The 24,477-nt window shown below is 40.0% G+C and carries 22 protein-coding genes and 4 pseudogenes; 8 read left to right on the forward strand and 18 right to left on the reverse strand.

Annotated features, from left to right (window positions below; translation table 11 throughout):
- Positions 1-301: pseudogene (locus D8852_RS10095) on the forward strand (hypothetical protein); the annotation flags it as partial.
- Positions 302-388: 87 nt separating this feature from the next.
- On the opposite strand, the gene D8852_RS07680 reads toward D8852_RS10095, so the two are convergent.
- Entirely contained in the window at positions 389-649 is a 261-nt protein-coding gene (locus tag D8852_RS07680) for a hypothetical protein (protein ID WP_000505233.1), read from the reverse strand.
- Positions 650-1,158: 509 nt separating this feature from the next.
- Here D8852_RS07680 and D8852_RS07690 point away from each other — a divergent pair.
- The 4 genes from D8852_RS07690 to D8852_RS07705 are packed head-to-tail and all read left to right on the forward strand — an operon-like array spanning position 1,159 to position 5,680.
- Positions 1,159-1,932, forward strand: coding sequence for an ABC transporter ATP-binding protein (locus D8852_RS07690; protein WP_125425328.1), 774 nt, complete (start codon positions 1,159-1,161; stop codon positions 1,930-1,932).
- Positions 1,922-3,976, forward strand: coding sequence for an FtsX-like permease family protein (locus tag D8852_RS07695; protein WP_125425329.1), 2,055 nt, complete (start codon positions 1,922-1,924; stop codon positions 3,974-3,976). The genes D8852_RS07690 and D8852_RS07695 overlap by 11 nt, the downstream gene beginning before the upstream one ends.
- A 32-nt stretch (positions 3,977-4,008) precedes the next feature.
- A complete protein-coding gene (locus D8852_RS07700) occupies positions 4,009-4,692 on the forward strand; it encodes a response regulator transcription factor (protein WP_061452492.1) in 684 nt (227 codons plus the stop codon).
- The gene (locus tag D8852_RS07705; RefSeq protein WP_125425330.1) at positions 4,682-5,680 is read left to right on the forward strand and encodes a sensor histidine kinase; all 999 of its coding nucleotides are present in this window, start codon (positions 4,682-4,684) and stop codon (positions 5,678-5,680) included. Before D8852_RS07700 ends, D8852_RS07705 begins: the two co-directional genes overlap by 11 nt.
- An 82-nt stretch (positions 5,681-5,762) precedes the next feature.
- Here D8852_RS07705 and ffh read toward each other — a convergent pair whose 3' ends face one another.
- The 4 genes from ffh to D8852_RS07725 form a co-directional block, all read right to left on the reverse strand.
- Positions 5,763-7,334 carry a signal recognition particle protein gene (gene ffh / locus D8852_RS07710; RefSeq protein ID WP_125425331.1) on the reverse strand — a complete coding sequence of 524 codons (1,572 nt, stop codon included), beginning with the start codon at positions 7,332-7,334 and terminating at the stop codon, positions 5,763-5,765.
- A gap of 11 nt (positions 7,335-7,345) precedes the next feature.
- Positions 7,346-7,678, reverse strand: a complete 333-nt coding sequence (locus D8852_RS07715) for a putative DNA-binding protein (RefSeq protein ID WP_000402061.1) — start codon at positions 7,676-7,678, stop codon at positions 7,346-7,348.
- A 143-nt stretch (positions 7,679-7,821) separates the two neighbouring features.
- On the reverse strand, positions 7,822-9,018 hold the full coding sequence (gene tuf, locus D8852_RS07720; RefSeq protein WP_001040719.1) for an elongation factor Tu: 1,197 nt from the start codon (positions 9,016-9,018) through the stop codon (positions 7,822-7,824).
- Positions 9,019-9,257: 239 nt separating this feature from the next.
- The gene (locus D8852_RS07725; protein WP_038806157.1) at positions 9,258-10,373 is read right to left on the reverse strand and encodes an AI-2E family transporter; all 1,116 of its coding nucleotides are present in this window, start codon (positions 10,371-10,373) and stop codon (positions 9,258-9,260) included.
- Between the two features lie 104 nt (positions 10,374-10,477).
- Here D8852_RS07725 and pbp3 point away from each other — a divergent pair, with 104 nt between their 5' ends.
- Positions 10,478-11,722: a D-alanyl-D-alanine carboxypeptidase PBP3 gene (pbp3, locus tag D8852_RS07730; RefSeq protein ID WP_125833843.1), complete on the forward strand. Its 1,245-nt coding sequence runs from the start codon at positions 10,478-10,480 to the stop codon at positions 11,720-11,722.
- Between the two features lie 28 nt (positions 11,723-11,750).
- Here pbp3 and sdbB read toward each other — a convergent pair whose 3' ends face one another.
- Positions 11,751-12,296 carry a thiol-disulfide oxidoreductase-associated lipoprotein SdbB gene (gene sdbB, locus D8852_RS07735; protein WP_125425333.1) on the reverse strand — a complete coding sequence of 182 codons (546 nt, stop codon included), beginning with the start codon at positions 12,294-12,296 and terminating at the stop codon, positions 11,751-11,753.
- 12 nt (positions 12,297-12,308) lie between these two features.
- Positions 12,309-13,016: a thiol-disulfide oxidoreductase-associated membrane protein CcdA2 gene (ccdA2, locus tag D8852_RS07740; protein ID WP_125425334.1), complete on the reverse strand. Its 708-nt coding sequence runs from the start codon at positions 13,014-13,016 to the stop codon at positions 12,309-12,311.
- A 218-nt stretch (positions 13,017-13,234) separates the two neighbouring features.
- On the opposite strand from ccdA2 (D8852_RS07740), the pseudogene D8852_RS07745 reads away from it, so the two are divergent.
- Positions 13,235-13,468 (forward strand): annotated as a pseudogene (locus D8852_RS07745) (IS5/IS1182 family transposase); the annotation flags it as partial.
- Between the two features lie 363 nt (positions 13,469-13,831).
- Here D8852_RS07745 and D8852_RS07755 read toward each other — a convergent pair.
- From D8852_RS07755 to ccdA2 (D8852_RS07785), 7 genes and pseudogenes are all read right to left on the reverse strand, one after another.
- Positions 13,832-14,359: an AAA family ATPase gene (locus D8852_RS07755; RefSeq protein WP_125425375.1), complete on the reverse strand. Its 528-nt coding sequence runs from the start codon at positions 14,357-14,359 to the stop codon at positions 13,832-13,834.
- Positions 14,360-14,414: 55 nt separating this feature from the next.
- A pseudogene (locus D8852_RS07760) lies at positions 14,415-14,968 on the reverse strand (TIGR01440 family protein).
- Between the two features lie 109 nt (positions 14,969-15,077).
- A complete protein-coding gene (locus tag D8852_RS07765; protein ID WP_125425335.1) occupies positions 15,078-16,769 on the reverse strand; it encodes a cache domain-containing sensor histidine kinase in 1,692 nt (563 codons plus the stop codon).
- Positions 16,766-17,503, reverse strand: coding sequence for a response regulator transcription factor (locus D8852_RS07770; protein ID WP_125425336.1), 738 nt, complete (start codon positions 17,501-17,503; stop codon positions 16,766-16,768). The genes D8852_RS07765 and D8852_RS07770 overlap by 4 nt, the downstream gene beginning before the upstream one ends.
- A gap of 70 nt (positions 17,504-17,573) precedes the next feature.
- Positions 17,574-18,686, reverse strand: a complete 1,113-nt coding sequence (gene msrB, locus D8852_RS07775) for a peptide-methionine (R)-S-oxide reductase MsrB (RefSeq protein ID WP_125425337.1) — start codon at positions 18,684-18,686, stop codon at positions 17,574-17,576.
- A gap of 9 nt (positions 18,687-18,695) precedes the next feature.
- Positions 18,696-19,259: a redoxin family protein gene (locus tag D8852_RS07780; protein ID WP_125425338.1), complete on the reverse strand. Its 564-nt coding sequence runs from the start codon at positions 19,257-19,259 to the stop codon at positions 18,696-18,698.
- Positions 19,260-19,272: 13 nt separating this feature from the next.
- Positions 19,273-19,983 (reverse strand): thiol-disulfide oxidoreductase-associated membrane protein CcdA2, encoded by a 711-nt coding sequence (gene ccdA2, locus D8852_RS07785; RefSeq protein ID WP_125425339.1) that lies wholly within the window; start codon positions 19,981-19,983, stop codon positions 19,273-19,275.
- A gap of 212 nt (positions 19,984-20,195) precedes the next feature.
- Between ccdA2 (D8852_RS07785) and D8852_RS07790 the strand changes: the two are divergent.
- Positions 20,196-20,333 (forward strand): annotated as a pseudogene (locus D8852_RS07790) (transposase); the annotation flags it as partial.
- 79 nt (positions 20,334-20,412) lie between these two features.
- On the opposite strand, the gene D8852_RS07795 reads toward D8852_RS07790, so the two are convergent.
- Genes D8852_RS07795 through D8852_RS07810 form a run of 4 tightly spaced genes read right to left on the reverse strand, consistent with a single transcriptional unit; the run spans position 20,413 to position 24,385 of the window.
- Entirely contained in the window at positions 20,413-21,273 is an 861-nt protein-coding gene (locus D8852_RS07795) for a methionyl aminopeptidase (protein ID WP_084880654.1), read from the reverse strand.
- Between the two features lie 15 nt (positions 21,274-21,288).
- Positions 21,289-22,566: a CBS-HotDog domain-containing transcription factor SpxR gene (gene spxR, locus D8852_RS07800; protein ID WP_125425340.1), complete on the reverse strand. Its 1,278-nt coding sequence runs from the start codon at positions 22,564-22,566 to the stop codon at positions 21,289-21,291.
- Positions 22,559-23,110 (reverse strand): GNAT family N-acetyltransferase, encoded by a 552-nt coding sequence (locus D8852_RS07805; protein ID WP_125399110.1) that lies wholly within the window; start codon positions 23,108-23,110, stop codon positions 22,559-22,561. Before D8852_RS07805 ends, spxR begins: the two co-directional genes overlap by 8 nt.
- Before the next feature lie 15 nt (positions 23,111-23,125).
- Complete coding sequence (locus D8852_RS07810; protein ID WP_125425341.1) at positions 23,126-24,385, reverse strand: UDP-N-acetylglucosamine 1-carboxyvinyltransferase; 1,260 nt, start codon at positions 24,383-24,385, stop codon at positions 23,126-23,128.
- Between the last annotated feature and the right edge of the window lie 92 nt (positions 24,386-24,477).

Genomic DNA, 24,477 nt, shown 5'->3' on the forward strand with positions numbered 1-24,477 from the left:
CATTATGAATGACTATAGTATCATTCATAATAGTGATAATAACGAAATTCCGAATAGATATGCTCTAGGAAAGAAAATTGATGCCAATAGAGCAAAAATCGTAGATTTCACCGATATTAAACGAACTGACCATGTTAAATTTGCTTTAACTCACTTCTGTTTAGATGTAAATACATATAACGTTTACTATAATCATTATGTTTGTATTCTTAAATATATCAATGAGTTTATTAGTAATAATGATGGGAAATTTTTAATTGACAATACAGAAATATTAATAAAAAATGTAAAAAAACTGTAATTAGATGATTAATATAAAATATTACTTACAAACTTACAAGAATAGAGCCTGATAGATTACATATCAAGCTCTCTTTTTGGGTTTATTCTATTTACTTAATGTTACTGTTTCACCACTATCTCCTGCTAAATCAGGCATTGTTACAGAATCTCCAGAAACTGAATATTTCAGCTCAGTACCATTGTTATCACTGATAATCTGTTTGTCTGTATCAATAGCTACTTTCTCGGAATAGAGGTACTTCACATTATTGCCTCTCTCTGAAAGGAGATTGATATTAAATATGTTTTCATCACCACTTACTTTTAGTTCGTAATGCAATGTCAATTCTTCGTCTTCGAATCCCATTTCAGAACCATCAATACCGCTTTTTTCGTATGAATATGTTCCTGATAGCTGACTATCATTAGTACTTGTACAGTGGTGCTGATAAAGAGATAGCTCAACTACTTACAAATGCAATTACCATACAAACCGCATCAGAAACAAGAGTAAAATTTAATTGAAATCAACATATGAAAAAATCAATCCCCCCATTGAAGTATATAACCCTTCTAAACCCTTGATTTACAAGGGATAGGGATATACCAGTCTCAATTGAGTGGGAGTAGAGTTTCCTATAAAATAAAAAATAATACTGCTGGAGCATGGACTACAGTGGTATTATTTTTTATAATTTCAATATTAGGAAAATTTCTCGACTCTCAACTCCTCTTTTTAAATACTTGAAACCATGCTATAATATAGTAAGTATAGCTCCAATAACCTAATGATAAAGATTTCTTACATCATCCGTAAGTGTTATTCTACTCTGATTCATACTATAATGAAAGTAACAAAAGATGGAGGTGTTTCACATGGAAACAATTTTACGAGTAGAATCATTAAAAAAGCATTATGGAAAAGAGCCGAATATCACCAAGGCCTTGAACGGCATATCTTTTCAAGTTGTAAAAGGTGAATTCTTAGGAATTATGGGGAGTAGCGGTTCTGGGAAAACAACCCTTCTTAACTGTCTCGCCACTATCATCAAGCCAACTGACGGATCCATTCAAATGCAAGAAAAGGATTTAGGTCAGTTAAAAGGGAGCCAATTAGCTGATTATCGTGGCAAGGAAATTGGCTACCTCTTTCAGAATTTTGAGCTTTTGGACAATCTGACAGCCAAAGAAAATATTTTACTTCCCTTGTCTTTGCACAAGGTCGATGCCAACGAAAGCAAGGTTCGGTTAGAATTACTTTCCCAATATCTGGATATTTCTGAACTTCTGGATAAGTTCCCTTCTCAATTATCAGGTGGTCAACGGCAAAGGGTAGCTGCTGCGCGTGCTTTGATTTTAGACCCTAAGATTGTATTTGCAGATGAGCCCACAGGAGCTTTGGATTCAAAAAATGCGACCATTTTGATGCAAAAATTAGCTGAAATGAATCAAGTGGAAGAAACCACCATTCTCATGGTGACCCACGACTCCGTTGCAGCCAGCTTTTGCAACCGCATCTTGTTTATCCAAGACGGAAAACTCTTCCATGAAATTCGACGCGACTATCCAAGAGAAAGTCAAGAAGATTTTTACCACAGAATACTAAAGGTCATGGCAGCCCTGGCTGGAGGTGATGGCAATGTTTTCTAAATTAGTCTCAAGAAATAGTAAGAGAGATCGAAAGAATAACGGCTTGTATTTCAGTTCTATGGTTCTTTCTATTATCTCCTTTTACATCATCCTTTCTTTGTCTCATCAAGATGTGATGCTCTTTCTAAAACAAATAGAGAGTCATGCTGTAGATAAACTCTTTAGCATGATTCCCATTCTTTATGTAGCAACTCTCTTTATTCTCTTTTTTCTCGTCTACTTCGCAAGCAGTATGCAGATGGAAAGGAGAAAACATGAATTTGGTGTCTATCTCACACTGGGAATGCGAAGAAGCAAACTGTTCTTGCTACTTCTGCTCGAGGATTTGAGAAACAGTGTCCTTGCCCTTGGAATAGGCCTTCCTATTTCCATCTTAATTTCAGAACTGATTAGCCTAATAACCGCTAAAATTGTGGGACTAGGGATTATTGAACATCAATTTTCACTATCTACCACAGCTCTACTCTATACAGTCATCGGCTTCCTAGCCGTCAAATTAGCTGTCTTTGTTCTTTTAAGTGCAAAGACGGCCAATATGGAAATCGGAAACCTGCTATCCTATTCGCCTTCTGGGATGAAGAAACTACTCCCCAAGGGTGTGTACCTTCTTGCTTCCGTCCTCGGAATTTTACTTCTAGGAACAGCCTATTACTTGGGTATGAGTGGACGAGCTTGGGAGAGTGTCATAACCATGGGCATCACTGTTCTCTTAGGTACTCTGGGAACTATCCTCCTCTTCTTTGGCATGCGTTTGTTTATAGACTTTTTGGTCAAGCTTGGAAACAATCGAAAACTTCATGCCTATAATTTTAGACAGATTCAGGAATTAGTTATCCAGCGCTCAACTATACTGGCTATATGCTCCCTCTTAATCTTCTCTGCCTTGTGCCTCTTTGGAGCAGGTGTGGCCATTGCAAGCGGCAATTCAGGCAATCAAACCCACGTATTGGATTATACATTTAGAGATAGCAAGCAGGAAACAGATGAAAATCTTGATGTAAGTACAGTAAAAAAAGAGCTTGAAGCTGCTGGTCTAGCATCACAGTTTTCAAAGATTCTGCAAATCAAAGTGGGCAAACCTAAAGAACACGAGTCCGTGTCCTTTGAAGAGGTCATAAAGGAGTTGAAAAAGCAAAAAGACAGCAAGAACAAGGAAATTTTGCTACAAAAATTTAAACCGTCTACTAATTCCCACCTCATGCCAGTTTCCGAATACAATGAACTTAGAAAGGCTGCCAATCTCCCTCCTCTAGAATTAACTAGCAAGGAAGCCTACTTGTATATGGGGAAAGATTTTCTCCCAGATGAAAGTCTCGTCAACTCTGTTCTGAAGACGAAGCCTCAAATCAAAGTCATGGGAAATGATGTAAAATTGATTGGCGAGGTACAGTCTTTACCAATCGTAACGGATCGTGAAATCACCCTCTCTGTTGCCCTCATAGTCCCAGATGAAGTCTTTATGAACTATACAGACGGTCGCTATTCGAACTATGTTAGCGGTATCTTGGCTCCTGAGCTAGTCAAGGAAAAAGGCCTGATGAGAGCTATCTCAGATACGAATGAAAAGCTAAATCAAACCTCTCTTGGCTATGAAAGCTATATACAAAATATGGGGAGACAATTATTTTACATTATCTCTGCCAGCTATATCACTATCTATCTAGCTATCATCTTCCTTGTTGTGGCAAATACAATCATTGGCGTTCAATTTTTGATGGGACAAAGACAATCCTACAGACGATACCAAACCTTGATCCATCTCGGAGCCAACTACGAAACTCTTTGTAAATCGTCAGAAAAGCAAATCAATTGGTATTTCGGTCTGCCAATAGCCCTTGCACTTATCAGTAGTAGCTTCGGAGTGGGCTCCCTCCTCACAGGAATAGTACCAGCCAGTGCAAGAATGGCCATGGGGCAGAAATTTATCACAGCCATGCTGATAGTACTGCTCTTAGCTGGATTTGAAGTCATCTATATCAGAATTGTAAAGAAAAATAGCAACAAGTACTTATTGTCCTTAATGGAACCCAAAAGAGATGAATAAGGTAGAATAAATTAGGAAAAGGAGGAACCGATATGAAGCATATTCTGGTTATTGAAGATGAAGCCTTGATTCGAGATGAAATTGTCATCTTGTTAGAGAAAGCGGGTTATCAAGTTGATAAGTTGACTGACTTCAAAGACACAAGCCAACAAGTGCTGCAATACGATACAGATCTAATCATACTGGATTTGAATTTGCCGGGAGAAACAGGTTTTCAAATTTGTAAAAATCTCAAGTCAAAACGCTCTGTGCCCATATTGGTTCTCACCTCCCGTGAACAATTAAAAGATGAGATCTACGCCTTAAAATTAGGGGCAGACGAGTACTTAACAAAGCCTTTCAAAAAAGAAAGATTTTTGGCACGTATAGAAAATATCTTGAAACGCTATGAAGGTAGACAAAATCTACTTGAAAAAGATAATTTTCTGCTGGATCGAAATACCTATACCCTTTATATCAACGGACATTCGATTTTACTCCCCCAAAATCAAGGGAAATTGTTAGAAACCTTATTAGTGGCAACTGATTCTGTCGTCACAAAAGAAGAACTAAGCATGAAACTGTGGAATACAACTGAGTTCATTGATGAGAATGCCCTTCAAGTAAATATTGCAAGGCTAAAAAAGGTGATGAAACAGGCTGGCATTGCCCTTCAAGTCAAGTCCGTCAGAGGTATTGGTTACAAGCTAGAAGAGGTAAGTCCAGATGAAACCTAATCTAAAATATCTAGCTACTTATCTGCCTTGGTTACTTGTTCTCTTAGCATTTGACCTATTTACAGCTGTCCTGCTTTGGCTTTCAGATGTGAGAATGTTTCAAGCCCTCATCCTTCTCTATCTTTTAGCCACCGTCCTGCTATTTTTCATCCTATCATTCCTACTGATAAGAAAAGAAAGAAAAAAATCCGCTGCCTATAAAGCCTTCATAGCCAATCCCAAGGTCGATACTGAGCTTGAATTATTGCATTTATCAAGTGCCTCAGAGAAAGAAAGCATTGAAAAAATGGCAGATACACTTTATCAAAAGCAAGCTGAAATAGGAAAGCTCAACTCATTACTAGCCGAGTATGAGGACTATGTTGAAAAATGGGCACATGAGATTAAACTCCCTCTATCACTTCTTTCTCTCCTTTTGGACAATCAAAGCGACCAGTTGCCTGAGGATACAGCTTTTAAGTTGGACTATGTGAGAAATCAAATCCAAGAAAATGTATCGCAGATCCTATTCTACTACAGGGTGAAAAGTGAGAAAAATGATTTTCTATTTGAAGACCTTGACCTACAAGAGTGTATCCAAGATCTTTTGGAAAACTTTGGTCCCTTGCTCAAAGAAAAGAATTTTACGATTAAGTTAGAAAACATACAAGGCACCTGCTACACCGATCAACGCAGTTTTGAATTTATCCTCTCTCAAATCCTCGCCAACGCCCTTAAATATAGCTCTGACAAGCCCGAACTCAATATTTATATGTCAAAAGACAAGGGACGTACAAGTTTGATTATTAGGGATAATGGTTGCGGAGTTAAAGCTTGCGACTTCCCTCATATCTTTGAAAAAGGATTTACAGGAGACTCGGGAGATACCAGGAAAAAATCAACAGGCATGGGCCTCTATCTGGTCAAGCAATTAGCAGATGCTTTAAAAATCAAAATCACAGTAAATTCCGAATGGATGCAAGGGTTTGAAATCACTCTTTCTATTTAGTCAATTTTTCGATTAAGAAAATTGTCTAATTATAGAAAGCACATATTTTATATAAAAAAGGAAAGCACTTCTGCTTCCTTTTTTATTTGCGTTTCTTTTTAGCTTTTTTCATTTTATTAGCCATACGTTTCATAGACTGTTTCATGGCAAATTCACCAATTTTACCTTTGAGTCCGCCACCAAACATCTGGCTCATATCTGGCATTCCAGCTCCTCCAAGAGCTGACATATCTGGCATGCCACCCTGTCCCATCATGCCTTCAAGGGCAGACATATCCATGCCTCCCATATTTGGCATATTTTTAGGGAGGTTATTTGGATTGATTCCCATCTGCTTCATCATCTTATTCATATCTCCAGACATGACACCTTGCATGAGCTGTTTGGCCTGGTTAAAGTCTTTGATGAATTTATTCACTTCGATAAAAGTATTTCCAGATCCAGCAGCGATACGACGACGACGGCTTGGATTCAACAGATCAGGATTTTCACGTTCTTCAGGTGTCATGGAAGACACGATGGCACGTTTACGCGCAATCTGGCGCTCATCCACCTTCATATTTTGAAGGGCAGGATTGTTAGCCATACCTGGAATCATCTTGAGCAAATCTTCCATTGGCCCCATATTTTGAACCTGATCCAATTGATCAATGAAATCATTGAAATCAAAGGTGTTTTCACGCATCTTCTCAGCCATTTCAAGGGCTTTTTGCTCATCGTATTCCTGAGAAGCTTTCTCAATAAGAGTAAGCATATCCCCCATACCAAGGATACGGCTAGACATACGGTCTGGGTGGAAGGTTTCAATATCTGTAATCTTTTCACCCGTACCAGTGAACTTGATTGGTTTTCCAGTGATGTGACGAACAGATAGAGCCGCGCCACCACGAGTATCTCCATCAATCTTGGTAAGGATAACACCAGTCACTTCTAACTGAGCATTGAATTCACGGGCAACATTAGCTGCTTCCTGACCAATCATGGCATCAACTACAAGCAGAATTTCATTTGGTTGAGCTAAAGCTTTTACATCTCGAAGCTCATTCATCAAAAGCTCATCAATCTGCAAACGCCCTGCCGTATCAATCAAGACATAGTCATTGTGATTGGTCTGTGCTTGTTCCAAACCTTGGCGAACAATCTCAACAGCTGGTACTTCTGTTCCAAGCGCAAAGACAGGAACATCAATTTGTTGTCCAAGTGTTTTCAACTGATCAATAGCTGCTGGACGATAAATATCTGCCGCAATCATCAAAGGACGAGCATTTTCTTCCTTCTTGAGTTTATTAGCCAGCTTACCAGCAAATGTTGTTTTACCAGCCCCCTGCAAACCGACCATCATGATAATGGTTGGAATTTTTGGTGACTTGATAATTTCTGCCGTATCGGAACCTAAAACAGCTGTCAATTCCTCATCAACGATTTTGATAATCTGTTGAGCTGGATTGAGGGTATCAATGACCTCGTGTCCGACTGCACGTTCACGAAGCTTCTTGATAAAGTCCTTTACAACAGGCAAAGCAACGTCGGCTTCCAGCAAGGCCAAACGAATCTCTTTGGTCGCTTCCTGGACATCAGCCTCAGATATTTTTCCTTTTTTACGTAGATTTTTAAAGACGTTCTGTAAACGTTCTGTTAAACTTTCAAATGCCATTTTTCTTCCTCTTATTCTCTATTATCAATACTTGTTAAAATTTCTATCTGCTCCTGCAGAAAGTCATCCTTGGGATACTGCTCCAAGATCTGGTCAAAAATCTGACTGCGGACAATGTAGTCTGAGTACATGTGTAATTTCATCTCATAGTCTTCCAAAATCTTTTCTGTCCGCTTGATATTGTCGTAAACAGCTTGACGACTAACACCGAACTCTTCAGCAATCTCAGCAAGACTGTAATCATCTGCATAGTAGAGTTCAATATAATTCATCTGCTTATCTGTCAAAAGCGCAGCATAAAATTCAAAAAGCGCATTCATGCGATTGGTTTTTTCAATTTCCATAACTTTTATTATACCAAAAAATCTATCATATCGCTATACTAGAAAGCCTTCTAAAATAATTCCATCACAAAAAAAGAACCTTGCAAAGCAAGATTCTTTTAGTGTCTGACTTAAATAATTGTTCTTCTGGGAACTAAATCGAATTAAGCTTCGATTTCTGTAACCATACCTGAACCAACAGTACGTCCACCCTCACGGATAGAGAATGTAGTACCTTGTTCTACGGCGATTGGGTGGATCAACTCAACGTCGATAGTCACGTTATCACCAGGCATTACCATTTCAGTACCTGCTGGAAGTTCGATTGAACCTGTAACGTCAGTAGTACGGAAGTAGAATTGTGGACGGTAGTTGTTGAAGAATGGAGTGTGACGTCCACCTTCTTCTTTAGTAAGGATGTAGACTTCACCTTTAAATTTAGTGTGTGGGTTGATTGAACCTGGTTTAGCGATAACTTGTCCACGTTCGATTTCGTCACGTTGAACACCACGAAGAAGGACACCTACGTTATCTCCTGCAAGACCTTCGTCAAGTTGTTTACGGAACATTTCAACACCAGTAACAACTGCTTTTTGAGTTTCTTCTTTGATACCAACGATTTCGATTTCGTCATTAACACGAACAGTACCACGGTCGATACGTCCTGAAGCAACTGTACCACGTCCAGTGATTGAGAATACGTCTTCGACTGGAAGAAGCAATGGTTTGTCTGTGTCACGTTCTGGTTCTGGGATGTACTCATCAACAGTGTTCATCAATTCCATGATGATGTCTTCGTACTTAGAGTCACCTTCAAGAGCTTTAAGAGCTGAACCTTGGATAACTGGAAGATCGTCACCTGGGAAGTCGTATTCTGACAAGAGGTCACGAATTTCCATTTCAACCAATTCAAGCAATTCTTCGTCGTCTACCAAGTCGATTTTGTTCATGAAGACGATAAGGTGTTTAACACCAACCTGACGTGAAAGAAGGATGTGCTCACGAGTTTGTGGCATTGGTCCGTCAGTTGAAGCTACTACAAGGATAGCTCCGTCCATTTGAGCGGCACCAGTGATCATGTTTTTAACGTAGTCCGCGTGTCCTGGAGCGTCGATGTGAGCGTAGTGACGTTTTTCAGTTTCGTACTCAACGTGCGCAGTGTTGATAGTGATACCGCGTTCGCGTTCTTCTGGAGCAGCATCGATAGACGCATAGTCTTTAGGTTGGTTAACTGCTGAAGGCAAGCGACGTGCCAAAACAGTTGTGATAGCTGCAGTTAGGGTAGTTTTACCGTGGTCAACGTGTCCGATAGTACCAATGTTAACGTGTGGTTTACTACGATCGTATTTTTCTTTTGCCATTTGAGTAAAAGCCTCCAATAAAATATATTTTATAGATAGACAGTAGGCAATACAGTCTAACTTTCCTTACTATTTTATCAAATTTCAACTAAATTGCAAGTGTTTTACACACATTTTGTGAATTATTCTAAATCTCATAATTTCCCATTCTTTTCCTTCTCCAACAGAATCATTTAAAACACTTTTGACCAGTCTAACCTCAAGTCTTTTTATCAAAAAAAATCAGGTCTCCCTGATTTTTAGATTGATTCTGATTTTTCCAGTTCTTTTTCTTTAGCTTCTTTATGATTTTCATATAATTTCGCCAAGAACTTCGTAATTTCTTTTAGGATAGAATAGGTTGGTACTGCTACAATCATTCCGATAACACCATAAATATTGCTAGAAAGTAAGAGAAGGACCAGAATGGTGATTGGATGAACCTTCATAACCCCTCCAACGATACGAGGGTAGAGGATATTCCCATCCACTTGTTGGATAATCAGCATATAAATTACTGCAATGAGAACTCTGTGCGGATCAGTAAAGACATTGGCAATAATCATGGGAATCAGACCGATACTTGGTCCAACATAAGGAATCAGATTTGCCAAACCAGAAAAAATAGCAAAGACTAGAGCATATTTCAACCCTATCGTACTGTATCCAATATAGGCCAAACATCCGATAATAACAGCATCAATCGCAATTCCACTGATATAACGTGCGACAGTGGCGTTCAAATTCTTCAAGAGACTGGAGAAGTTTAATTTATCATGTTTTAGGACTGTTCGTTCCAACATTGGAAGGAACTTATGACCATCAAGCAAGAAATAAATCAAAAAGACTGGTGTCATAATGAGAATCAAAACTGTACTAAACAAGGCTGAAAGAACGCTACCTAAACTATTGCTCACACTATTAAGAATGTTTTGCAAAATATCAACGTAAGATAAATTCAACTGTTGAATGGTTTTTTGAATATCAATATTTTGAAAGATTGGATTCATTGATAAATCATATATCAAATCTTGCAAGCGGCTATAGATATTCTGGCTAGAAATAATCAAGCTTGTCAACTGATTGATCAAAATCGGTAGCAAGTAGACTACCCCTACTACTATTGTACCAATCAAGGCACAAAGAGTGATGAGCACACCTATCAAACGATTGACTTTACATTTCTTTTCTAAAAATGTTACGATGGGATTTGTCAGGTAATAGAAAAATCCTCCGAGCAAAAATGGAATCATAATGGTATTAGCTACCATCACAAAAGGTGTGACAATCGCTCCCATCTCTCTCCAAAGGTAGAAAATAAGAGTTAATAGTAAAATTTCAGCTGTCCAAAAAAATAACTTGTTTCTACGGAACATAGGCGCCTCCTTCTTTTTATTTTACCATAATTCTTCAAAAAGATAAGATGGTTTTACCATAAAAACGAGAATATTTTTTCGCTTTGTGATAGAATAAAACTACTATGAAGAAAATAATTTTATCCTTACTAACCCTTATCATTTTTGGCACAGCCATTCCTACTGTATCTGCGCAAGATTTTGATGTTGCTGCCAAGCATGCCATTGCTGTTGAAGCAAACACTGGGAAAATTCTCTACGAAAAAGATGCTACTCAAGCTGTTGAAATTGCCTCTATCACCAAGATTCTCACTGTCTACCTAGTCTATGAAGCATTGGAACAAGGTACAATTAGCCTATCTACCCCAGTTGATATCTCTGACTATCCATACCAACTCACAACCAATTCTGAGGCGAGTAATGTCCCTATGGAAGCGCGCAAGTATACAGTGGAACAATTATTGGAAGCAACTCTAGTATCAAGTGCCAATAGTGCAGCCATTGCTCTTGCTGAAAAAATTGCTGGTTCAGAGAAAGACTTCGTTGACAAGATGAGGGCGAAACTTCTTGAATGGGGTATCAAAGATGCTACTATTGTAAATACTACTGGACTTAATAACGAAACACTTGGAAATAATATCTATCCTGGTTCTAAAAAGGATGAGGAGAACAAGCTAAGCGCTTACGATGTTGCAATCATCGCTCGAAACCTCATCCGAGATTACCCTCAAGTTTTAGAAATCACCAAGAAATCTTCATCAACATTTGCTGGTATGGAAATTCACTCTACTAACTATATGTTGGAAGGAATGCCAGCATATCGAGGTGGTATTGATGGACTAAAAACAGGTACTACTGATAAAGCTGGTGCTTCATTCGTTGGAACAACTGTTGAGAAAGGGATGCGTATTATTACGGTTGTTTTGAATGCAGACCAACAAGATACCAACCCTTATGCACGTTTTACTGCTACTTCTGCACTTTTAGATTATATTTCTGCAAACTTTGCCTTAAAAACAGTCGTTCAGAAAGGTGAAGCATACAATGATAGTAAAGTAACAGTTCTTGATGGTAAAGAAGATAATGTGACAGCTGTCGCTAAGTCAGACATTTCCATCGTCCAACGCATCGGAAGCGGTACTACACCAGCCCTCCAATTCACACCAAAATCAACATCAGAAATGGCTCCATTGGAGGAAGGCAAGGTTGTTGGTACTCTAACCTATGAAGATCAGGATTTGATAGGCCAAGGCTACCTCACTTCAGAAAAACCATCTTTTGAAATGGTCTCTGAAAAGAAAGTAGAAAAAGCCTTCTTCTTAAAAGTTTGGTGGAATCAATTCATCCGTTTTATCAATGAAAAATTATAAAAAAAAATCGCGATTCTTCGCGATTTTTTTATTTCATCTCTTTAAAAGCTGCTTCTGCATCAGCATTGCTAATAGCACCAAATTGGATTTTTCCGATTTTTCCTTGGCTATCAATCAAGTATTCCGTTGGAATACTACGAATTTGGTAGGCTTGGAAGGTAGTTGCTTGGGTATCATATAGAACTGGGATATCCTTGTAGCCTTGTTCTTGGTACCATTTTGGAAACTCTTGAACTGTTTTTTCACCTTGTAGTCCTGGTGCAACGACACTCAAGATTTCAAAGTCTCGATCTTGTTTGGCAGCTAATTCCATCAACTCTGGCATACTCTTTCGACAAGGTCCACACCAAGAAGCCCAGAATTTTAAATAGACCTTTTTCCCTTTATAGTCTGATAACTTGACTTCTTTGCCATCCATAGACTGCAAGGTGAAGTCTGGCGCATCCTTACCGACTGCGATTTGCTGTACAGTAGACTGTTTGGGACTTTCCGTTTGTTTGGTTTCTTTTTCACCACAGGCAATCAACAAAAATAAAGACATGAGGCTAAATCCAGCAAAAAAAACTTTTTTCATCTTTTTCTCCTTTTATCCAAGAATTCCTGACAAGGCATTTAACTGCCCTAGCATTAATAATAATCCCATCAAAATAATCAAAGCTCCCCCGATTTTCTTTAGTAGGATCATATGGGGTTTTAGTTTACTAAAATAGGGCATGATCCAGCCCGAAGCCAAGGCCAAAACAAGGAAAGGAAGGGCCATTCCAAATGTGTACACTAAAGTTAGTAAGGCTCCTTGCCAAGCACCATTCCCTCCAGAAGCTGCAAGAGCCAAGACCGAACTCAAAACTGGTCCGATACAAGGGGTCCAACCAAAACTAAAGGTTATCCCAAGCAAAAATGCTGACAGATAGTGATTAGACTTTGATTGTTTGAAGGTGACTGTCTTTTGAACTTCCAGTTTATTAAAATGCAAGATTTCCATCTGGTGAAGGCCTAAAAGGATAATGACTGTCCCCATAGCATAACGAAACCAGTCTGCATAGAGCATGTGCCCTAGGAATCCAGCTCCAAATCCCAAAATAAAGAAAATGAGGGAGATTCCTGCAATAAAGCACAAGGTCCGAATTAAGCCTGACCAGGCGACGTCTCTTCCCAAAAAGCGAAAACTTTTCGAATTTCCGTGATCATCCAGTAAAATACCAGCATAGACTGGCAGCAAAGGGAAGATACAGGGTGAAAAAAAGGACAAAACACCAGCTAAAAAAACGGACACTAGAAATATAATCGACTCCAACGAATTACCTACTTTCACAAAATTCTAATCTTATTTTACTACAAAAGAAAAAATTTGTGACAACTTTGCTACGCTTGTCTATTTTATCTAAACTTAACACAAAAAAAGGAGCTAAGCTCCTCAGATTGAAGACAAAGTCCTTAGACTACAAATTTCTAAGGGCTTTTCTTTGTGTAAAGTCGTATAATAGAGGTAAGAAAAGTTGTGAGGTATTTCCTATGTTTCACAAAGAAAATCTCGAATATAACCGCAATCAAGTTGGTTTTTACACGCTAGATGAACTCGTTCCGCAAGCCCATTTTCTTCGTCAGGTTGAGCAAGTGATCGATTTTTCCTTCATCTATGACTTAGTCGCAGATACTTATTCTGAAGATAAAGGTCGTCCTAGTTTAGACCCTGTTATGCTGGTTAAAATCCCTCTCATCCAATGTTTCTACGGTATCCGTTCCATGCTCTTGGTAGCTTTCCACTTGTGCCAACAAGTCTGCCACTTCTGATAAATCTCTCGTTTTTAACTCTCTGATGGGCTGGGTAAAGGTGTATCTCTCACCCAAAGCCCTAAAATCAATCACTGTTTTTCTATGCATATCCTAAGTATAGCACAAAAAGGCCAACCTAGAACAGCTAAATCCAGCTTTGTTTATTGATTTCCATAACTAAAAATCTTCTCTAAGTTGCTTTTTTCTATTTTTGGCAATTTCCATCAGATAGCCCACCTTCTTCTTGTAAAAGATGGTCTTGTTTGGAGTACTTTGCACAAGAATTCAACAAAAAAAGGAGAGTCTTGGTTTCTATACCCTTACTCTCCATGTCTTTTACTGTTCAGAAATTAAAAATTGATTTGAAGTTTTAACGATGTTTACCGTTTCCTTGATATCTAAATCATCCGTGAATAGAAAATGATGTTTATCACTATTTTTAGCTAGAAACTCTTTTCTTGCTTGGATTGATAAATCGCCTGTTCTCTCAATTTCTTTTCGAGAAGAGTCTCTCTCTTTCAAGGTTTCTTCTTGAGCCATTAGGACACAATATTTTAGCTTAATTCGTTTTTCTTTTAAGAAGGCTGCAATTTTCTTCAGTTGCTCTTCAAATATGACATACTCTATCACAACAGTAATGCCACGATCCAAGAAATTATTGGTCAGACTGATGATATTATCCCAGAACAAATCCATGTAAAATCTATCATCTTCCCAAGGAGCTACGAGACCTCCTTTAATCATTAAGTAAATCATATCCCCCTCTATCACTGCACTTTTGTCAAAAGAATAGGCCAACTCTTTGCTGACAGTGCTCTTTCCAACGCCTGGGGGCCCTGAAACGATATAAACACAATTTTCCAACCTTATACCTCTACATACTTGAAACATCTCTAATTTACGATAACTTTCAGCCCACTTATGACTTTCTTATGAAGTCTTCAGGATACTGTGCACGCGCACCTCCGATGAGTTTTGGACGACTAGCTAAAGCCGTTACATGGGCATGCCCAATCTCACGTAGTACCGGTCGAATCGGAACCTGTACATGCTTGACATGCATGCCAATTACGGTATCTCCGATATCCAACCCAGCATGGGCCTTGATGAACTCCACTTCGACAGGGTCTTTCATAGACTTAAAGGCTGCCAATTGACCCGAACCTCCTGCATGAAGTGTAGGAAGGACACTGACGATTTCCAGACCAAACTGCTCTGCCACCTGACGTTCAACAACGAGTGCACGATTGACATGTTCACAACCTTGAACAGCTAGATGAATTCCTTTTTCCTCTAGGATATCTAGGATGGTCTTCACAATGATTTCCCCAATTTCTTGGCTGGATTCCTTGCCAATATGGCCACCTAAAACTTCGCTAGAGGATAGACCTAGGACACCTCACACAATCCAGCCTTCTCCAAAACATCTTCAACAATCTGGCTTGTTGCTCTTTGAATGTCTTTTTCCTTCATACTTGATACCTCTTTTGTCACTATCTATCATATCTTTTTTTACTGATTTTATCAAGGCCAACTAATCATTCTGATTTTAAAAAGCAAAACTCCCAGAATTGACTGGGAGCTAACTTGTTTCTATTTTATTGATGTATATTTCAACCGTCGTTCCTTTTTCGGGTGCAGAATCAATCTTCATCTGGTAATTGTCTCCAAAATGAAGTTTGAGTCGTTGGTCGACATTTTGAAGGCCAACTCCCCCACGTTTGAGCTGACTTTGACTACTATCGTCAGGATTTTGGAAACCAACGCCATCATCCTCAATGCGGATGACAAGCCCTGTATCCTTTTTCTGAACAGAAACTTTAATATGGCCATGACCTTCCTTCTCCTTGATGCCATGGTAAAGAGCATTTTCTACAAGAGGTTGCAACACCAACTTGGGTAAGACTAGGTTATCAAAAGCAGGTTCTTCATCAATCTCATACTCCAGCTTATCTCCGTAGCGTTGTTTCTGGATAAAGAGGTACTGGCGGACATGATTGATTTCATCAGAAAGAGAAATCAAATCCTTGCCTTGATTGAGCGCCAAGCGGAAATAGGTTGCCAAGGACTTGGTCACCTGAACCACTCGCTGACTATCCTGAAATTCAGCCATCCAGATGATAGTGTCCAAAGTATTGTAGAGGAAATGGGGGTTAATCTGGCTTGATAGTGCTTGAAGTTCATACTGCCGAGTCGTTTCTTCCTGCCTGCGAACATCTGCCATCAGCTGATCAATCTGATCCAACATGGCATTAAACTGGCGAGTCACTTCTCTCAGTTCATAGGCACCAGCTTCTTTAGCACGAAGATTTTGTGTACCAGAAGCAATTTCCAGCATGGTTTCTCTCAGATCCTTCAAAGGGGCAATCCAGCGTTTGAGACTGAACCACACCAAGCAGAGACATGCAAGAAGAGATGTGACACTAGCAGCAAGCAAGGTCCACATGAGTTGACTCCGAACCTGGTCTAATTTTTCCAGCGAAGACACGCCTATGACCGTCCAATCTGTTCCTGCAATCTTTTCCTGACTGACGTAGGATTGATGGTCCAGCGTATAGCCCTGCCCCGTCTCGATGTAGGGTTTCATGGCCTCCATTTCACTCGCTGAGCTATAGACAGTACGTTTAGGATGGTAGACAAATTCATGGTTTTCATTGATGATAAAGGCAAAGCCCTGCTGGCCCAACTGAAGTTGGTTGAGATAGGATTCCAGAGTTTCGTAGGAAATATCCAAACGAAGTACGCCAAGATTGGCTCCCTTTGCATCAATCAGTTCTTGAGTGACAGAAATGACCCACTGACTATCTGATTTACGAGCTGGTGTCAAAACTGGCTTAGCTCCCTGATGAATAGCCTTTTGGTACCAATCCTCAGCCATCATATCTGAGGAAGTTTTCATCTGCACACTGTCATCTGTAGAAATGACCTGACCGGATTTGGTGACCAGTACCACCGTTTTCAAGTCCTGGTCTGCCTTTAAGATAGTCAAAAACAGATCTCGGATTTCCTTGACTTGGTCTTGGTTAGGATTCTCAGCATAGGCTAGGACATCCTTCTGCTGGGTCAAACTGGTAGAGGTGGTTTCTAATTTTTTGATATAAGACTGAATAAAGTGGCTAGTTTGGCTAATGGTCGTTTGACTATTGCCCTCAATAGTGGCCTCAATGGCTGATGAACTAGATTGATAATAGAAAGTCCCAACCAGAGCTAGAAGAATAAGAAAGACCAGAAAGATGGAAATAACCATTCTGACTAAAAGAGAAGAACGCTTCATCGGCCTTCCCCTTTCTTAAACTGACGAGGTGTCACACCTGCAATCTGTTTAAAACGTTGGGTAAAGTAGTTCATATCTTCAAAACCAACCTTCTCTGCTATCTCATAAATCTTTAAATCTGTGGTCAGAAGCAAGAGCTTTGCTTGTTTGACACGCTCTCTCACCAGATAATCCTGAAAAGGCAACCCCAACTCTTTCTTAATCAAGGAGCTCAGATAAGTCGGGCTAAAGCCCAAATCACTGGCCAAAGACTTTAAACTAAACTGGCTGTCAGCCAGATGAGACTGGATCTTCTGAGCCAGGTTTCCTTCAAACTTATCGGTTAATAAATCTTGTAACTGCTCTTCCTTTTCTTCCTTGTCTAGTTTTTGCTTGATTTTCCCCAACATTTCCTCAATATCCTTACGAGAAAAGGGCTTGAGCAAGTAGTCATCCACACCGAGTTTGACAGCAGACAAGGCATAATCAAAATCATCGTAACCTGTCAAAAAAACTAGGTGAACCTGAGGATAGGTTTCTCGGACCAGACTGGACAACTGGATGCCATTTAGCTGAGGCATATTGATATCGGTTAAAATGATATCTGGCACCTGCTTTTGAATTAAATCCCAAGCCTGTCTTCCATTTTCAGCCTGACCGATGATTTCCATATCGTAGGCCGCTACATTGACCAGCTTGGTCAAGCCTTGTCTTACCAGATACTCATCTTCTACGATTAAGATTGTGTAGGTCATGCTCTGCTCCTTTACCACTTACTAGTATCAGTATAGCAAAATTCTCCTCTAACTGCTTAGGAAAGACTTCTTAATCAACATAATCTAGTAAATAAGCATAGCCCTTTTCTGCCATTTGGTCTTTGGGAATAAAGCGGATAGAGAGACTATTGATACAGTAGCGTAAGCCCCCCTTGTCCTCTGGTCCATCCGTAAAGACATGACCAAGGTGAGAATCTCCAACTCGGCTCCGCACTTCCATGCGCGTCATATTGTAGGACTTATCTTCCTTGTAGGTGGCAACATCTGGGCTGATGGGTTGGGTGAAACTAGGCCAACCACAACCAGACTCAAACTTGTCCTTTGATGAAAAGAGAGGTTCGCCAGTTGCCACATCCACATAGATACCGGATTCAAATTTATCCCAGTAGCGGTTTGAAAAAGCTCGTTCTGTTTGATTTTTCTGGGTAACTGCATACTCCTCAGGTGACAAGGTCTTCTTCAATTCCTCATCACTTGGTTTAGGATATTTGCTGGCATCGATGACGGGGTAGGCAGCCTGATTGACATTGATATGACAGTAGCCATTTGGATTTTTCTTGAGGTAGTCTTGGTGATAATCCTCCGCCACCACAAAATTCTTCAAGTTTTCCTTTTCAACTGCCAAAGGTTGGTCGTATTTCTTAGCCACCTCATCAAAAACTTGGTTGATTACTTCCAAATCCTTGTCATCTGTGTAATAAACACCAGTACGGTACTGGGTTCCCACATCATTTCCTTGTTTATTTTTGCTGGTTGGATTGATAATGCGGAAGTAATGAAGCAGGATTTCTTTAAGAGAAATTTGATTAGCATCATAGGTGACATGGACGGTTTCCGCATGTCCTGTTTGGTTGATCAATTCGTACTTGGTTGTTTCCCCTCTACCATTTGCATAGCCTGAAACGGCATCTGTCACTCCAGACACGCGTGAGAAGTATTCCTCAACTCCCCAGAAACATCCCCCAGCTAGATAAATTTCGTGCAAGTCTGCGTCTTTACTCACTTCTGTTTTTTTCACTGTTTTTCCTCCTTGGCTAACTGATGCTTTCTCAATTTGCGAGCTATCTGTCTGCCCTGCATTTCGCATCAATAGAAAATAGAAACCGGTTATGGCTAGGAGAATGACCCCTGCCAAGACAAAAAGTTTTACTTTATCATTCATAGCCTTTCTCTACCCCATTTCGTTCAATTCTTTTAAAATCATATCCTTATCCATAAAACCTGGTTGCGTTTTGACCAGCTTGCCTTCCTTGTCTATAAAGGCTTGAGTCGGGTAAGAACGAACACCATAACTTTCCAAAAGTTTGCCTGACGGATCAATTAGAACTGGAAAATTTTTATAATCCAAACCCTTGTACCAGTTCTTAAAGTCCGCTTCTGCTTGCTCCCCCTTGTGGCCAGGAGATACCACCGTCAAGACCACGTAGTCATCACCAGCATCCTTAGCAATTTCGTCCGTATCTGGAAGGCTGGCTAGACAGATGGAACACCAAGAAGCCCAGAATTTAAGATAGACTTTCTTGCCTTTGTAGTCAGATAAACGATAGGTCTTACCATCTACTCCTGTTAGTTCAAAATCAGCGACTGCCTGACCTTTAGTCGCAGTTTGCGCACCGACTTGTTCTGTTTTGGTTTGCTCCTTCATAGTTGATTCGTCTGACATGTTTTTAGCCGAACAAGCTGCCAAGCAACAGATTGAGCCTACTCCAAGGAGACATGTTTGCCATTTTTTCATTTCTTTTTCCTCTCTATTCAAATAATGTAGTCAAAATGGAAGCATTTCCCAAAAGCACCAAGATTCCCATCAGGATAATGAGGAAACCACCCACTTTTTTGAGGGTTCCGAGGTAGGGATGGAGTTTTCGGAAATGTTTCAAAACATAGCTGGAGGCGAGAGCTAGAACCAAAAATGGTAGTGCCAAACCCAGCGTATAAACCAACATGAGACCAGCTCCCTGCCAAGCACCTGAGCCACCTGAAGCCGCTAAGGCCAAAACATACCCCAGAACTGGCCCCACACATGGCGTCCAAGCAAAACTAAAGGTCAACCCCAGTAAAAATGCCTGACTATAGCCGTTAGCGTTTTGACCCTGTCTCTTTAATTGTAGCCTTTTTTCCTTGTAGAGCCCCTTCAAATGTAAGACTTCCATCTGGTGTAAGCCCAAGAGAATGATAACTGCACCCGTCACATACTGAAACCAGGAAGCATACAGCAAATTGCCTAAAAAACCAGCTCCATAGCCCAGTAAGATAAAGATAAAGGATATCCCTGCTATAAAGGCCAAAGTTCGCAATAGACTAACGACTGAGATTGAAAATTTTCCGCTGGAAGCCTGAGCACCATCTTTATCATCCAACAAGACCCCTGCATAGACTGGCAACAAGGGTAAGATACAAGGAGAAAAGAAGGAAAGAATTCCAGCAAGAAAAACACTAATAAAAAAGATTACATTGTCCATTGCCTTCCTCCATTCTTTGATTTGATAAGTCTATTATAATTCCTAACTCTAAGAAAAAACAGGGACAATGATAGGGAAAAATAGGAATTTAATCAGCTTATTTAGAAACCTTGTACAAAAAAAGCTCTATAATATTTGTAGTGGGTAAATCCCCTATAGATCTTATGGAGCCTATTTTGTTGTAGAAAAAAGTCCCATAAGATCTATAATGAAAAGCTACTAATAACCTCATTAAACTCATCAAACGAAATGCCTTTGGTTTTCGGAACTTTGAAAACTTCAAAAAAAGGATTTTCATCGCTTTGAACATCAAAAAAGAAAGGACGAAATTCGTCCTTTCTAGATCTTAGCTGACTTCAACTCACTACAGTTGACAAAGAGCTGATTTTTCTGTCTAACTTTTTGGGGGCGGTACGAGCTCCCTTCATTTTAATACGTTCCTTCTTCACCTTGACTAGTCAAAATAACAGGTCCATCTTTGGTAATCACGAACTGGTGTTCATATTGGCACGATAGACCACCATCAATTGTCTTATGAGCCCAGCCAGTCTTCATATCTGTATCAATTTCCCAGTCACCAGTATTGATCATGGGTTCAATGGTTAGCACCATTCCTTCACGGAGACGGAGTCCACGGCCTGCAATACCGTAGTTAGGAACCATTGGTTCTTCGTGCATAGTTGGACCAACACCATGACCAACCAAATCACGAACGACACCATAACCGCGACTTTCAGCGTATTCCTGAATGGCTGCACCGATGTCACCGATGCGATTGCCAACAACTGCTTTCTCAATCCCTATATACATAGCTTCCTTGGTCACGTCCATCAAGTTTTTCACTTCTTCAGACGGTTTACCAACCGCATAAGCCCAACATGAGTCAGCTAAACCACCAGTATAGCTCTGGGTGTATTTTTTCATTTGCTCAACATTATTAAAGTTGAGTTTAGATACATTGAGATCGGATTTGGCAATCGGACCACCAAGTACCATGTCAACCTTGAGCAAATCGCCATCTTTCAAGATGTAATGACGTGGAAAAGCGTGAGCTACTTCGTCGTTGAGAGAGCAACAAGTAGCATAGGGGTAATCCATAACTGCACCATCCACGCCAATCTGTAGAGGAAGAAAATTCTCCTCTTTACAACGTCGACGAACATACTCTTCAACTTCCCACATATCTACGCCTGGCTTAATCAAATCACGTAAGCCGATATGGATACTTGCTAGGAAATCACCAGCCTTGTCCATGGCTTCGATTTCACGTGCTGATTTTAAAGTTATCATTTTTTCTCCTAGATTCTAATTAATTTTAACCGTAACATTTGCTTTTGAAACAATCTGATGACCATGATAAATATCATAATCAATAATGGCTGAACGTCTCGTGTGGTGAATAATGCGTGCCTGAATCCGCAAAGTATCATCTATCTGAACAGCTTGTAAGAAGTAAATCAGCATCTGCTCGATGATTAAATTGCGTCTGCTATTTGCCACCAAATCCTGTGTCATGTGAGTTAAAATTTCAGCAAGAACACCATTTGCCAAAACTCCGTTCTTCTCAAGCATAAAGGGCTCAACTGTAATCACAACTTCGTCGTGATGATAAGATAACTTCTGACCGATTTGCTCTGAAAAGGTCGGCAAGGCTGAAACTTGAGAACGACTCATCTTATCCATAACATCTCGTCTCGTTACAACTCCGAGCAAAGTTTGATTGCTTCTCACGACTGGGACCATCTCAAAGTCTTCTGCTATCATCCGTTGACTGACATTGGCAATATTGGTCGCTAATCCTGTCACGAAAATGCTGCGCGTCATCACCTTATCAATCGTCGTGCTAGGGGATTTGTCCCCTGCATCACGCATGGTAACAACTCCCACAACCACTTGATGCTGATTGATGACTGGGAAACGACTACTTCGATTCTTGCGTACCAAGTCTAGATAATCTTTCACTGTGTCTGTTTCTCTCAAAAAACCATACTCATGGCTAGGACGATAGAGCTTTTCAACTGTTAAAATATCTGTCTTAATCTGCACATTTGACAAGGCTCTGTTGATCATGGTCGCAACTGTAAAGGTATCATGCTTGCTTCGTAAAACAGGAATTCCTTTCTGATTAGCAAGTTTCAGTACATCCTCGTGCACATGAAATCCACCGGTTACGAGGACCGCATTTTCATTTTCCAGAGCTAAAAGTTGAATACGAGTACGGTCTCCGACGATTAACAAACCACCATCATTCAGATAGGACAAGATATTCTGCTCTGTCATAGCCCCAATGGAGAATTTGCTAAACTCTCTCTCAAGCCCTTCCTGACCAGCCAAGATTTCAGAGGAAGTTACTTCTGCAATTTCAGCATAGGTTAGTCGCTCAATAGCCACTTTCTGAGATTTCACACGAATGGTTCCACTACGAGGACGGGTTTCTACAATTCCACGATTTTCAGCTTCTTTAATAGCACGATAAGCCGTTCCATCACTAACACCCAAGTGATTGGAAATACTACGAACGCTGACACGTTTTCCTATTGGTAACTCTTCCAGATAACTTAAGATTTCTTGGTGTTTACTCACTGAATTCTCCTTTAACGTATCGAAATTCAAGGTAGTCTCTCATTTTTCGTGTATAGCGATCGCTCCCCTTAAACTGTCGGAAGAGACTAAAGCCCGATTTTAAGGCTACTTTTTGACTAGCTTGATTCTCCAAATGAGTGATGATGGATAATTGTTTTAAACCAAATTCTTCAAATGAAAGCTGACAAAGTTTGGTAACTACTTCTGTCATAAAACCTTGCGACCAAGAATCCTTTCTTAAGAAATATCCAATCTCAGCTTCTTTTTTGATTTCGTCTATTTTTTCAAACTTGATGGAACCAATCATTTCCTGATTGTCTTGGCTACAAATTGCCCAAACACCCAAAGGAGCCTTCATAAAATAGTTGGCAAGTGCGTATTGACTCTCCTCTAAACTTGCTTGGCAAGGAAAAATAAATTGCAGATTTTCAGGATTGGAAGCAATCTCATAAAAAGCTTGGCTGTCACTAAAAAAGAAAGGACGCAAATACAAGCGCTCCGTTTCAAAGAAAGAAAACATTGCTAATTTGGTCCAAATATTCATAATCACCTCAACGGTTTAGTCTTCAACAAGTGTAATATCCGCTCCAAGACTACGCAATTTTTCAATAATATCTGAGTAACCACGAAGGATAAACTCAATATTTGTAATTTCAGTCTGGCCTTGAGCCATCAAACCAGAGATGACAAGTGCAGCACCAGCACGAAGATCTGTAGCTTTCACCTTGGCACCATGTAGAACACGCCCACCAGTGTAGAAAATATGGTCATTTGTAGTCGTAATATCCGCATCCATTTTTGCTAACTCAAAAACATGGTTGACACGTTTTTCGTAAATGGTGTCAATAATGGTACCACGACCTTGAGCAGTTAGTAAAAGTGGTGTGATTGGTTGTTGCAAATCAGTTGCAAACCCAGGATAGGGTGCAGTTTTGATATTGATGGCCCTCAAATCGGACTGTTCTTCAACGAAGATGCTGTCTTCTGAGACCGTCATACGAACGCCCATTTCCTCTAGTTTGGCGATAAACCCTTCTAAGTGTTCATAGAGAACGTTGTTAATACGAATTCCTTCACCAACTGCTGCAGCAAGTGAAATATAGGTTCCTGCTTCAATGCGGTCTGGAATAACTTGGTGACGCGTCCCATGAAGTTGCTCGACACCATCAATGATGATAATATCAGTCCCTGCACCACGAATGTGAGCCCCCATGTTATTCAAAAGGGTAGCCACATCGATGATTTCTGGTTCACGGGCCGCATTTTCAATGACAGTACGTCCCTTAGCTTTTACTGCAGCAATCATGGTGTTAATAGTTGCACCAACGCTGACAGTATCCATGTAGATACTTGCGCCGTGAAGTCCCTTACCCTGAGCAGACAAATTCATATTGTCTCCCTCATAGCTCACCTTAGCTCCCATGGCTTCAAAAGCTTTTAAGTGAAGGTCAATCGGACGAGGTCCCAAATCACATCCACCAGGAAGTCCAACTGTTGCTTCACCAAAGCGACCTAACAGACTTCCATAGAAATAATAAGAAGCACGAAGGCTATTAATCTTACCATAAGGCATAGGAATGTTTTGAACACCTCTCGGATCAATCTCCAAAACATCATCATAGCGTTTTACTTTCGCTCCCATGATTTCCATAATCTCTACAAGACTAGCAACGTCTGAAATATCTGGGACACAATCCAAAGTGACTACATCATCTGCCAGTATAATAGCAGGGATTAATGCTACAACACTATTCTTAGCACCGCTAATGGTGATCTCACCTTGCAATGGATGTCCACCATTGATGACAATTTTTCTCATGTTATACTCTTTCAAAATTTACTAAAAAGGTCTTTACATTCTATTATACCATAGTTCTCTTATTTTTCCCATTTCTGTTTAATAAAAATCTC

This window comes from Streptococcus mitis (genome assembly GCF_003942695.1).
GTDB classification, from domain to species: domain Bacteria; phylum Bacillota; class Bacilli; order Lactobacillales; family Streptococcaceae; genus Streptococcus; species Streptococcus mitis_BD.